General features: G+C 38.2%; 10 protein-coding genes and 1 rRNA gene. 9 read left to right on the top strand and 2 right to left on the bottom strand.

The window, feature by feature from the left end; all coding sequences use genetic code 11:
• Nucleotides 1-22 precede the first annotated feature (22 nt).
• From ligA to pruA, 3 genes are all read left to right on the top strand, one after another.
• Nucleotides 23-2029: an NAD-dependent DNA ligase LigA gene (ligA, locus tag WQ54_RS14970; protein WP_046517829.1), complete on the top strand. Its 2007-nt coding sequence runs from the start codon at nt 23-25 to the stop codon at nt 2027-2029.
• A gap of 15 nt (nt 2030-2044) precedes the next feature.
• Nucleotides 2045-3259, top strand: a complete 1215-nt coding sequence (locus WQ54_RS14965; protein WP_046517828.1) for a CamS family sex pheromone protein — start codon at nt 2045-2047, stop codon at nt 3257-3259.
• A gap of 258 nt (nt 3260-3517) precedes the next feature.
• Nucleotides 3518-5065: an L-glutamate gamma-semialdehyde dehydrogenase gene (pruA, locus tag WQ54_RS14960; protein WP_046517826.1), complete on the top strand. Its 1548-nt coding sequence runs from the start codon at nt 3518-3520 to the stop codon at nt 5063-5065.
• Between the two features lie 237 nt (nt 5066-5302).
• On the opposite strand, the gene WQ54_RS14955 is transcribed toward pruA, so the two are convergent.
• Nucleotides 5303-5725: a hypothetical protein gene (locus tag WQ54_RS14955; RefSeq protein ID WP_156177963.1), complete on the bottom strand. Its 423-nt coding sequence runs from the start codon at nt 5723-5725 to the stop codon at nt 5303-5305.
• A 227-nt stretch (nt 5726-5952) separates the two neighbouring features.
• Here WQ54_RS14955 and WQ54_RS14950 point away from each other — a divergent pair, with 227 nt between their 5' ends.
• Entirely contained in the window at nt 5953-6915 is a 963-nt protein-coding gene (locus tag WQ54_RS14950; RefSeq protein WP_046517823.1) for a bile acid:sodium symporter family protein, read from the top strand.
• A 136-nt stretch (nt 6916-7051) separates the two neighbouring features.
• On the opposite strand, the gene putP is transcribed toward WQ54_RS14950, so the two are convergent.
• Nucleotides 7052-8521, bottom strand: a complete 1470-nt coding sequence (gene putP, locus WQ54_RS14945; RefSeq protein ID WP_046517821.1) for a sodium/proline symporter PutP — start codon at nt 8519-8521, stop codon at nt 7052-7054.
• Nucleotides 8522-8826: 305 nt separating this feature from the next.
• Between putP and WQ54_RS14940 the strand changes: the two genes are divergently transcribed.
• The 5 genes from WQ54_RS14940 to WQ54_RS14920 all read left to right on the top strand — a co-directional run.
• Nucleotides 8827-9204, top strand: a complete 378-nt coding sequence (locus tag WQ54_RS14940; RefSeq protein ID WP_052737808.1) for an Hsp20/alpha crystallin family protein — start codon at nt 8827-8829, stop codon at nt 9202-9204.
• Between the two features lie 145 nt (nt 9205-9349).
• A complete protein-coding gene (gene gatC, locus WQ54_RS14935) occupies nt 9350-9640 on the top strand; it encodes an Asp-tRNA(Asn)/Glu-tRNA(Gln) amidotransferase subunit GatC (RefSeq protein WP_046517819.1) in 291 nt (96 codons plus the stop codon).
• Between the two features lie 13 nt (nt 9641-9653).
• Nucleotides 9654-11111, top strand: a complete 1458-nt coding sequence (gene gatA / locus WQ54_RS14930; protein WP_046517818.1) for an Asp-tRNA(Asn)/Glu-tRNA(Gln) amidotransferase subunit GatA — start codon at nt 9654-9656, stop codon at nt 11109-11111.
• Between the two features lie 14 nt (nt 11112-11125).
• Nucleotides 11126-12556, top strand: coding sequence for an Asp-tRNA(Asn)/Glu-tRNA(Gln) amidotransferase subunit GatB (gene gatB / locus WQ54_RS14925; RefSeq protein ID WP_046517816.1), 1431 nt, complete (start codon nt 11126-11128; stop codon nt 12554-12556).
• A gap of 368 nt (nt 12557-12924) precedes the next feature.
• Nucleotides 12925-13025 (top strand): 16S ribosomal RNA (locus WQ54_RS14920); the annotation flags it as partial.

The raw sequence follows: 13025 nt of genomic DNA, 5'->3' as shown, positions 1-13025 counted from the left end.
GATAGAAAGGATTGGAATCTCTATGGATAAACAATCAGCAATTAATAAAGCTTTGGAACTTTATGAGCTGCTTAATACGTATAATTATGAATACCATGTTTTAGATCAACCGAGCGTACCTGATTCCGAATATGATCGACTCTTACAAGAGCTAATAAAGCTTGAGGAAGAATTCCCTGAATTAAAATCACCGGACTCTCCAACTCAAAGGGTTGGAGGGGCCATTTTAGAGTCATTTCAAAAGGTTGTCCACAGAACACCTATGCTAAGCTTAGGGAATGCGTTTAATGAACAGGATTTACGTGATTTTGACCGCAGGGTAAGACAAGCGGTAGGTGATGAAGTTCAATATGTGGCTGAGTTGAAAATTGACGGATTAGCTGTATCGCTACGTTATGAAAATGGTTATTTTGTGCAGGGTGCTACACGGGGAGACGGTACAACCGGCGAAGATATTACAGAAAACCTTAAAACGATACGCTCCATTCCGCTCAGACTCAAACAGGAATTGACTTTTGAAGTGCGAGGCGAGGCATTTATGCCGAAAAAGTCCTTTGAAAAGCTAAATGAGCTTCGCTTACAAAATGAAGAAGAACCATTTGCTAACCCCCGGAATGCCGCAGCGGGATCGATAAGACAGCTTGACCCTAAAATCGCTGCAAAACGGAATCTTGATATATTTGTCTACAGCATTGCTGATCTTGGCGGAACAGGTGTTGAAAGACATAGTGATGCACTGGATTTATTAGAACAAGTTGGATTTAAGACAAACAAAGAACGCAGAATATGTGAAAATATTGAAGAAATCCTTTCCTTTATTGAAGGAATTCAAGAAAAAAGAGCAACCTTATCTTATGATATAGACGGGATTGTCATCAAAGTAGATTCGCTCGCACAACAGGAAGAGCTTGGGTATACAGCAAAAAGCCCCCGTTGGGCAATTGCTTATAAGTTCCCTGCGGAGGAAGTTACGACAAAGCTAATAGACATTGAATTAAGTGTTGGAAGAACAGGTGTTCTTACGCCAACGGCTATATTAGAACCAGTGCGCGTAGCAGGTACGACTGTCCAACGTGCATCACTTCATAATGAAGATTTAATTAGAGAAAAAGACATCAAAATTGGTGATACAGTTGTTGTGAAAAAAGCGGGTGATATTATTCCAGAGGTTGTAAATGTGCTTGTCGATCATCGAACTGGTGAAGAACAAGACTTTTCCATGCCTACACATTGCCCGGCGTGTGAAAGTGAGCTCGTTCGCATTGAGGGTGAGGTAGCCCTTCGCTGCATCAACCCGCAATGTCCAGCTCAAATTAAGGAAGGTCTAATCCACTTTGTATCAAGAAATGCCATGAATATCGATGGTCTTGGTGAAAGAGTTGTTGCTCAATTGTTTCAAGAGGGTTTAATTAAAGATGTAGCCGATTTATATCGATTAACGAGGGAACAGCTGCTGGATCTTGAGCGAATGGGTGAAAAATCTACTGATAACCTATTAAGGGCGATCGAACAATCTAGAGAAAACTCACTTGAGCGGCTTCTATTTGGTTTAGGCATACGTCATGTCGGTGCAAAGGCGGCAAAGACCATCGCCCAAGTATTTGAATCGATTGATCAACTTAAACAGGCCTCTAAGGATGATCTTATAGCCATTAATGAGATAGGAGATAAAATGGCTGATTCCGTTGTTACATATTTTGAGAATCCGGACGTCCAGCATTTAGTAGATGAGCTTAAGTCTTTAGGAGTAAACACTCTCTATAAAGGTCCGAAACTGGTAAAACCTGAAGAAAGTGACTCCTTTTTAGCCGGTAAGACAGTTGTTTTAACAGGTAAACTTGAGCAGTTAACAAGAAATGAAGCAAAAGAGGGCATAGAGCGGCTCGGTGGTAAAGTGACCGGCAGTGTAAGTAAAAGTACAGATCTAGTTGTTGCAGGTGAAGCAGCTGGAAGCAAGCTGAATAAAGCCCAGGAATTAAACATAGAAGTATGGGATGAAGCTCGGCTCCTTGAGGAACTAAATAAATAAGAGGTGTGAAATCACTTGAAAAAAAAGCTATTAATGGTGTTAACAGCAAGCTTTCTGGTCTTAACCGCTTGTGCACCGAACTTTGGAGAGCAAGAAGAAATCGTGCAGGAAACTGAGGATGAATCTAAGGAACAGGCGATTATCCCAAAATACAATATTTCAGATTCGTATTATAAGATGATCTTGCCTTTTAAACAGGGGGAAGCGAGAGGACTTGTTGCAGAGCAATTAAATACCCGTTTAGATATTGATGAATTTGAAACAGGCTTAATGAGAGTTGCACAAGAGTCCTTTTCTCCTGATAATTATTTATATCAGGAAGGCCAGTATTTAAAAGGTGAAGATATCAGCAGCTGGCTGCAACGGAAAAAAGTTGGAAATGAGAAAATAGAAGCTCAAGAAGCAGCAAAGAATAAGGATAAAAATACGACTGGAGCGGATGAGAAGTATGTAGAAGTTGGTCTTAACCCTGCATTGGATGAGGGTAACGGCCAAAGCCTTACGGAATTACATACGAAAAATCCTATCTATCTTTCCCATATACTCGAACATGATTATTTAATTCGCAAAGATGATACCGTCGAATTAGGCGGAGTCGTGATCGGCTTGGCGATGAACTCTGTTCATTATTATCAGGAAGAGCATGGCTATCCCAGAGAGTATAAAATAGAAACTAAAGAGCTTTTGGCACAAGGGAAACAAATGGCTGAAGTTATCTTGAAGAGAGTAAGAAGCACAAAAGGACTGGAAAAAGTACCGATAGTTTTTGCTATATATAAACAAGAGGAAAAGTCTTCGATTGTACCAGGGAATTTTGTTGCCAAAGCAAATGTCAAAGAAGGAAGCAATATTCTTGAGAAATGGGAAGATATTGATGAGGATTATTATTTCTTCCCATCAGATGAGGCAACAAATGATTATCGCGATGATGCGCAAATGTTCAATCGCTTTAAACAAGATGTTGAGGAATTTTTCCCTAACTATACTGGTGTAATTGGAAAAGCTTTTTATAAAAATGGCGAATTGAATTACTTGGATATCGAAATCCCAATGCAATTTTATGGGAAGGCTGAAGTGATTGCTTTTACACAGTTTGTCACAGGAAAGGTTATGGAATATTTCCCTGATTACATTTCACTTGAAGTAAATGTCATGTCCACTACTGGTCAGGAAGCAGTCATTATCAAAGAACCAAATCAGGAAGAACCAACCGTTCATATTTACAAGTAAATAGCGATTAAAAGGGCTGTCTATAAAGTCGGACCACTCCAACACGTAATAGGATCATTTAGATCCTATCTATTGTGATTAGAGAGGTTTTTCTTTGAGACAGCCCCTTTCTGTTTTCCTCAAAATAACCCCCTAGAAAAAAGTTACTCATTTCAATTAACAGCTGTGCATACGAATGAAGCATAAGCGCTCAATTGTAAGCTAAGGAGTTCGAAAATAGACATAAAAATTTCTTAGATTCTAAAGGAGGGGTTTGGGATGACAGCACCTTACAAGCATGAACCATTTACTGATTTATCAATTGAAGAAAATAAACACGCTTTTCATCAAGGCCTTAAGGTTGTTCAATCCTATTTACATCAACATTATGACTTGGTAATTGGCGGAGAGCGCATTGAAACAGAGGGGAAAATTATCTCAATTAATCCTGCCAACAAGAAGCAAGTAATTGGGATTGTTTCAAAAGCAACAAAGGAACATGCCGAAAAAGCTATGCAGATAGCTGAAGAAACCTTTCAGGTGTGGCGTAAAACCAAGCCGGAAATGAGAGCAGATATTTTGTTTCGTGCTGCTGCTATCGTTAGGCGCCGTAAGCATGAATTTTCTGCACTGCTTGTAAAGGAAGCAGGTAAGCCTTGGAAGGAAGCTGATGCTGATACGTCTGAGGCAATTGATTTTCTCGAATACTATGGAAGACAAATGCTCAAATTAAAGGACGGAATCCCTGTTGAATCCAGGCCGATTGAATATAATCGTTTCACTTACATACCGCTTGGTGTCGGTATTATTATTTCGCCTTGGAACTTTGCTTTTGCCATAATGGCAGGGATGACTTCAGCGGCCATTGTTTCAGGTAATACCGTTTTATTAAAACCTGCTAGTGCTACACCAGTGATTGCAGCTAAATTTCTAGAAATATTAGAGGAAGCAGGACTGCCGCCAGGTGTGGTCAATTATATTCCAGGAAGTGGTTCGGAGGTGGGGGATTATTTAGTCGACCATCCTCGAACAAGGTTTATTAGTTTTACTGGTTCGCGTGAAGTTGGAGTAAGAATATATGAACGGGCAGCAAAGGTGCAAGAGGGGCAGATTTGGTTAAAGCGGGTCATTGCCGAGATGGGAGGAAAAGACACGATCGTTGTTGATTCATCCGCAGATTTAGAATTAGCTGCCCAATCCATTGTCGCCTCAGCTTTTGGCTTTTCAGGACAAAAATGTTCTGCCTGTTCAAGAGCAGTTATTCTAGAAGACGTCTATGACCAAGTGTTAAATCGAGTAGTTGAGATCACAAAAGAGTTAACAGTAGGTGATCCAGAGGAATCTTCGACCTATATGGGTCCAGTAATTGATCAAGCAGCCTATGAAAAAATCCTCAATTATATTGAAATAGGAAAAGAAGAAGGCAGATTAATTGTTGGCGGAAAAGGAGATCAATCAAAAGGTTATTTCATCGAACCAACTATTTTTACGGATGTTGCTGAAGATGCCCGAATTATGAAGGAAGAAATATTTGGCCCAGTCGTTGCGTTTACTAAAGCAAAGAATTTCGACCATGCCATTAAAATCGCCAATAATACGGATTATGGTCTTACTGGTGCTGTGTTAACAAACAATCGGACACATATTGAAAAAGCAAGAGAAGATTTTCATGTAGGCAATCTTTATTTTAATCGAGGGTGTACGGGAGCGATTGTGGGATATCAGCCATTTGGCGGATTTAATATGTCAGGAACAGATTCAAAGGCAGGTGGTCCTGATTATTTGCTGCTGCATTTGCAGGCAAAAACCACCTCGGAAATGTTATAAGAACAGAAGCGCAAGCGCCTTGATAAGCCGAAAATAAGACGATTTGAAATAAAAGCGTTCTTTGTCTCTATTCTTAATTGGTTAAAGGGGCTAGGCGGGGGGTGTCAAAAACTAAGTCGTTTATAACCGTGACTGCACTTGCATATCCAGCGCTTATCGACAGTTTAAACCAATTTTTTATAAATCCCTAAGCAAAAAGGGGTTGGACCTTATGTGGTCAACCCCCTTTCCTGTAGCTTATCCATTCCAATAAAAACGCTCATCATCTTGATTGTTATCGAGCTCAATCGTTTTTTGGGGTATGGATACAGTCTTTGCATCATTTAAGTTTTCTTGTTTAGATGAGGTTTCCTTCACCTTGTCCTCTTTTTGTGATGGGTTCTGCTCAGAAAGTACTTGTATAAGCTGAGAGGTTAGTTCGCTGCGCTTTTGGTATTCGTTAAGAAACATTGCTATGGAAATGATGACCCCGCCGCCAATTAAGGACGTAAGATAAGGTTCTAATGACCCCATAAGCTGCAGCATCATAAATTGAACTGACCCGCCATACATTTCTTGTTCTTCCTGTACGGCTTTAAAAGTCATTGAAATATGATTGATGATGCCTCCTGCACCGAGAAGGATTAAAAAGCCTCCAAAACCAATTAAAAATTTCTTCACACCATCCACCCCTGATACCGTTTCATTTTGTATAATCTTACCATGCATTAGAAAATCTTTCTAGTTTAGGAGGGGTGTATTATTTATAGCCGGCCAACCCCCTTATAAGGCAGAAAGTAATAATGATCTATAGGCATATATTGGTTTCCAGTATTTCTTTTTGATTTATTGATATTTTCTGAATATAATGTATAATTGTGAAATCAATAAATAAAGGTGGATTTATCATGAATACGTTAGCAAAAATTAGTAATTTTGCAGGAAATACTTTTATCATTTGGGTTTTGGTATTTACTGCGTTAGCTATGGCTTTTCCAGGAGGCTTTATTTGGATTGCTCCCTATATTTCCATATTACTTGGAATCATCATGTTTGGTATGGGTTTGACCTTATCAGTAGATGATTTTAAAGCAGTTTTTAAGCAGCCTTTAGCTGTCTTTGTAGGGGTTGCAGCACAATATATCATTATGCCAGGAATTGCGTACCTTTTAGCAGTGGGACTTAATCTTCCGCCAGAATTAGCAGTAGGTGTCATATTAGTCGGATGCTGTCCAGGAGGCACTGCATCAAATGTCATGACTTATTTGGCAAAAGGAAATATTGCATTATCACTGGCAGTTTCTGCGGTAGCAACTTTGGTTTCTCCAATTTTAACACCAGCACTCATTTATTTACTTGCCAGTCAATGGCTTCCTGTTGATGGTAAGGACATGCTGATTTCAACTATTCAAATTGTTCTTATTCCAATTATTTTAGGTATCATTTTTAAATGGTTATTAAAAGACAAAGCCGAAGAAGGTGCAAAGGTTCTTCCTTTGGTTTCCGTAATCGGGATTGTCGGAGTAATCTCAGCCGTTGTTGCAGCTAATAAAGATCATATATTAGAATCTGGACTATTGATGTTAGGTGTGGTTATTCTGCATAATTTAGTCGGGTTGATATTAGGATTCCTCATATCCAAATTATGTAAGTTTCCATATGCTGATCAAAAAGCAATCGCAATCGAAGTTGGAATGCAAAATTCAGGGCTAGCTGCAGCCTTGGCCACAGCTCACTTTTCACCTATTACAGCTGTTCCGAGTGCAATTTTTAGTGTTTGGCATAATATATCGGGTCCGCTTGTTGCGACATTTTGGTCAAAAAAAGCACAAAAAGAAGTAGACGTGACGAATGAAATAACACCATCCTGAAGATATTGTCTGAAAAGAAAAGGCATCGACGTAAAAATCGATGCCTTTTACTAATTGTATCTAAGTTTTACTAATATCTTAAAAATCATTAGGAAGAGAAACCAGTAGATCTTCCTAATGATTTTGCTTACTCCATTTACAAAGGAAGTTTTTCTTCCATTTTACTAAACGTGTTCTTCACTTCAGTTGAAGGAGCTTTAGTCAATAGACTTACAACAATAACTGAGATTAAACTTAAAGCGAAGCCTGGTATCATTTCATACATAAAGTTCTTCGCTGCTGGAATGTTCACCCAGATTAGTACGGTTAATGCACCAACTATTATACCTGATAATGCTCCCCACTTGGTCATACGTTTCCAGAACAAGCTCAATAGAATCGCAGGACCAAATGCTGAACCGAATCCAGCCCATGCATATCCAACAAGACCTAATATTGTGTCATTAGGATTGATAGATAAGAAGATAGCGATAATCGCTACAAGTAAAACGGATAGTCTACCTATAAGGACTTGCTCTTTATCACTAGCATTTTTGCGTAAAAAGGCTTTATAAAAATCCTCAGTCATTGCGCTTGCCGTAACAAGAAGCTGTGATGAAATGGTACTCATAATAGCGGCTAAAATGGCAGCAAGCAAGAAACCTGTTATAAGAGGATGAAACAATAGTTCTGAGAAATAAATAAAAATGGTTTCTGGATCATTTAATGTTGCCCCGGATTTCGAAATATAAGCTGCACCGATAAGTCCTGTAAGCATTGCTCCAATAATTGAGATAATCATCCAGCCCATTCCAATCCGGCGAGCAGGCTTTAGTTCTTTAAGAGAAGAAATGGCCATAAAGCGGACGATGATATGCGGCTGCCCAAAATAGCCTAATCCCCATGCGAGTAAAGAAATAATACTAATGACAGATGTTCCAGTAAAAATATTAAGCATATTACTATCAATTTGACGAATTTCATTAATTGTTGATGAAAATCCTCCGATATCGGTCAATGCTACAATCGGTACTAAAATAAGAGCGATAAACATAATTAAGCCTTGAACAAAATCGGTTAAACTTACAGCAAGAAAGCCGCCAAATAAGGTATATGCCACAACGACGCCAGCTGTTAAAAACAAACCAAATTTATAATCTAAATCAAATGCTGACTCGAACAAGGTTCCGCCTGAAACTAAACCTGCAGAAGTGTACAATGTGAAGAAAATAAAAATAACTAAAGCGGAAAAACTTCGCAGAATTTTTGACTCATCACTAAATCGATTTTCAAAAAAATCAGGAATCGTAATGGAATCATTAGCAACTTCCGTATATATACGGAGACGAGGTGCAACCAGTAAGTAATTAAAATAAGCTCCAATTGTTAATCCGATAGCCAGCCATATACTTGAGAGTCCTGATACATACATGGCGCCAGGAAGTCCCATCAGCATCCACCCGCTCATATCTGAGGCTCCAGCTGAAAGTGCTGTTACTGCAGGACCCAACCCTCTGCCACCTAACATATAGTCTGATAGGTCTGAAGTTTTTTGATAAGCATACCAACCTATCAAAAGCATTCCAATCATGTAGATTCCTAAAGAAATAAGAATTCCAATTTCCACCAAATCACTCCCGATTGTTTATTTGCCATTAAAGTTCGAATATTTAAACTTCTCAGGCTTTTATCTATGGTTAATAAAGCTATCAAACTATTATCCATATTTCAAGGGAAAGTAATGATTTTTAAAGGCATGTCTATCTACAATAGGGACTAACACACCACACTTGAAAGCGATTACAAAAATAAAATTAAGTAAAACAATTCAGAATATTATAATAATTAATTAACGACTTCTTTTGCGCCTAGGCAAAAACAATCCTGTTTCATATAGATAATATAACTAAAAAATAATGAGGAGGATTTGCTGTGAGTGATCCAATGAAGATGATAAATGACTTCTTTCAGCAACGTCCAAAGCGCACGCTTTTAGATTCAATTGACAATGTTTTTAAAAAATCAAGTGCATCAGGCTTTTCAATTGAAATTGCAGAGAGTGATTTGAACTTCATAATCATTGCCGAACTGCCAGGTGTTCCTAAAGATGATATATATGTAGAAATTCGTGAAAATCAAGTGTTTATCATAGTAAAAGAGCAGAAGCATCTCTCACGTAAAATTGGCGGTACACGCATTGTCCAATTACCGGATTATGTGATCAAAACAAAAATGAAAGCAGTGTACAAAGATGGAATGCTTGAGATTCGATTGGGGAAGAAGAAACCAACAAGAATTGAAATTGAATAATAGAAGGCCGCTGGTTTTTATGCTAGCGGTTTTATTATGCCGAATTTAAGCATGATGCTTCCCCTTTTCTAATGTTGATTAAATAGTCTTTATTTTGGTATCATCAGAGTATTGTGGATGTACGATTTTGTGGAGGTGAAATTTTATGTCAAGAATATCAGCAGAACAAGTAAAGTACGTAGCGAATTTAGCGCGATTAGCTATAACAGAAGAAGAGGCAAAGCTTTTTACCCAGCAATTAGATGCCATCATTACTTTTGCTGAGCAGCTAAATGAAGTAGATACAGAAAATGTGAAACCAACATCACACGTATTAGATATGAAAAATATCATGAGAGAAGATACTCCTAAAAAAGGATTAGACAACGAGGAAGTTATCAAAAATGCTCCAGATCATGAGGATGGCTATATTCGTGTACCATCAATTTTAGAATAAGGGAGGGACAAGCGTGACGCTTTTTGATCGTAAAATATCGGAATTAAAAGAGCTTTTACATAAAAAAGAAATTACCGTTTCTGACTTGGTAAATGAATCGTTTAAACGTATACAAGAGGTTGATGATAAAGTCGGAGCGTTTTTAACATTAAATGAAGAAAAAGCACGTACATATGCAAAGGAATTAGATGAGGCATTAGATAGCCGTGATGAGTTTGGGCTATTATTTGGTATGCCAATTGGGATTAAAGATAATATCGTAACAAAAGGATTGCGCACGACATGTGCAAGTAAAATCCTAGAAAACTTTGATCCAATTTATGATGCGACAGTCGTAAAACACCTTCAAAAGGCAGAAGCTGTTACCATTGGTAAATTAAATATGGACGAGTTTGCGATGGGTTCTTCAACTGAAAATTCTGGTTATAAACCAACGAAAAATCCATGGAATCTTGAAACTGTACCAGGCGGTTCAAGCGGCGGGTCTGCTGCAGCAGTTGCAGCTGGAGAGGTTCCATTCTCATTAGGATCAGATACAGGCGGATCCATTCGTCAACCGGCAGCTTTTTGTGGAGTTGTCGGGTTAAAACCAACTTATGGCCGTGTTTCACGTTTTGGTTTAGTAGCATTTGCCTCTTCATTAGACCAAATTGGGCCAATTACACGTAATGTTGAGGATAATGCTTTTTTATTACAAACTATTTCAGGTGTAGATGAAATGGATTCAACAAGTGCAAATGTTGAAGTTCCAGACTTCCTTTCTTCTTTAACTGGTGATGTGAATGGATTAAAGATTGCTGTTCCGAAAGAATATTTAGGTGAAGGTGTTAATGAGGAGGTTAAACAATCTGTTCTTGATGCTCTTAAAGTGTTGGAAGGATTAGGAGCAACTTGGGAAGAGGTATCACTGCCGCACTCTAAATATGCACTTGCTACATACTATCTATTATCTTCATCAGAGGCATCAGCCAATCTAGCTCGTTTTGATGGTGTCCGTTACGGTTACCGTACTGATAATGCAGAAAATTTAATTGACATGTACAAACAAACTCGTGCAGAAGGATTCGGTGATGAAGTTAAGCGCCGTATTATGCTTGGTACATTTGCGTTAAGCTCAGGTTATTATGATGCTTATTATAAAAAGGCACAAAAAGTACGTACTTTAATCAAAAAAGACTTTGAAGACGTATTTGAAAAATACGACGTTATTATTGGGCCGACAGCACCTACACCAGCATTTAAGATTGGTGAAAATGTAAAAGACCCGTTAACGATGTATGCCAATGATATTTTAACCATTCCAGTAAACCTTGCTGGTGTACCAGGAATATCAATTCCTTGTGGCTTATCTAATGGATTGCCGCTCGGTTTACAGATTATCGGAAAGCATTTTGATGAAAGCACAATTTACCGCGTTGCTTATGCATTTGAACAAGCAACAGATCATCATAAAGCAAAGCCTGAATTGTAAGGGGTGAGAAAACAATGAAATATGAAACGGTAATTGGACTAGAGGTCCATGTTGAATTAAAAACAGATTCAAAAATATTTTCAAGTGCTCCAAACCACTTTGGAGCAGAACCTAATACAAATACGACAGTTGTCGAACTAGGTTATCCTGGAGTATTGCCAGTTCTAAATAAGAAGGTTGTTGATTTTGCAATGAAAGCATGCATGGCGCTTAATTGTGAAGTTGCAACAGAAACGAAATTCGATCGCAAGAACTATTTTTATCCGGATAATCCGAAGGCATACCAAATTTCACAATTTGATAAGCCGATAGGTGAGAACGGCTGGATTGATATTGAAGTAAACGGTGAAACGAAACGCATCGGGATTACTCGAATTCATATGGAAGAGGATGCAGGAAAGCTCATCCACTCAAATGACGGCTATTCCTTGGTTGACCTTAATCGTCAAGGTACCCCGCTTATTGAAATTGTATCAGAGCCAGATATCCGGACACCAGAAGAAGCATATGCTTATTTAGAAAAACTAAAAGCAATCATCCAATATACGGGTGTTTCCGATTGTAAAATGGAAGAGGGCTCATTACGATGTGATGCTAACATTTCTTTACGTCCTGAAGGTCAAAAGGAATTTGGTACGAAGACTGAGCTTAAAAACTTAAACTCATTCGCTTTTGTAAAAAACGGATTGGAATTTGAGGAAAAGCGTCAAGAAAAGGTCCTTCGAGCTGGAGGGGAAATTCAACAAGAGACACGTCGTTATGATGAAGCAACGAAAAAGACGATCTTAATGCGTGTAAAAGAAGGTTCAGAAGATTATCGTTATTTCCCTGAGCCTGATCTTGTTGAACTTTATATTGATGATGAATGGAAAGAAAGAATACGTGGTTCAATTCCGGAGCTACCAGACGCTCGTCGTAAACGTTATGTAGATGAACTTGGATTACCTGAGTATGATGCACAAGTATTAACAATGACAAAGGAAATGTCTGATTTCTTCGAACAAACACTTGCTGTTGGAGCGGATGCAAAACAGGCATCAAATTGGATCATGGGTGAAGTATCGGCTTATTTAAATGCTGAAGGAAAAGAATTAGCAGATGTCGCTCTTACAGCAGAAGGATTAGCAGGTATGATAAAGCTTATCGAAAATGGAACCATTTCTTCTAAAATAGCGAAGCAAGTGTTTAAAGAGCTTATTGAGAATGGCGGAGATGCGGAAAAAATTGTTAAAGAAAAAGGTCTAATCCAAATTTCTGACGATGAAACGTTACGTAAGTTTGTTAATGAAGCGTTAGATGCAAATCCAAAATCAATTGAAGACTTTAAAAATGGTAAGCAAAAGGCGATTGGTTTCTTAGTAGGCCAAATTATGAAAGCTACAAAGGGACAAGCAAACCCGCCGATGGTAAATAAATTGTTAATGGAAGAAATACAAAAGAGATAAAAAGGCCAGAAGAATAAAGACAAAGTAGAAAGGATAACCTGCTTTGTCTTTATTTAAAAAAGTAATTGACAGCATTTAAATGAAAGTGGTACATTATTATTCCGCTCAGAAATTTTATAAAATAATTGTTGTTGACTTCTACGAAGTTTAATGATAATATATTATTTGTTGTTAATGAGCGCGCGAAAATATAATGATGTTTTTAATTAAAAAAATTTTCGTGGAAGTTGACAAAGAAGAAGTTGTTTGCTATAATGGTTTTTGTCGCTGATTTGCAGCGGAATAGTTCTTTGAAAACTAAACAAAACAGAAACGTCAACGTTAATTCTAAGTCTATTTATAGACATTTTATGAGCTATATCAACTCTTTATTGGAGAGTTTGATCCTGGCTCAGGACGAACGCTGGCGGCGTGCCTAATACATGCAAGTCGAGCGAATCTGAGGGAGCTTGCTCCCGAAGATTAGCGG

The sequence above is a fragment of the Bacillus sp. SA1-12 genome (assembly GCF_000981385.1).
Classification (GTDB): domain Bacteria; phylum Bacillota; class Bacilli; order Bacillales; family Bacillaceae; genus Metabacillus.
This window is presented reverse-complemented; position numbering and strand designations above follow the sequence as displayed.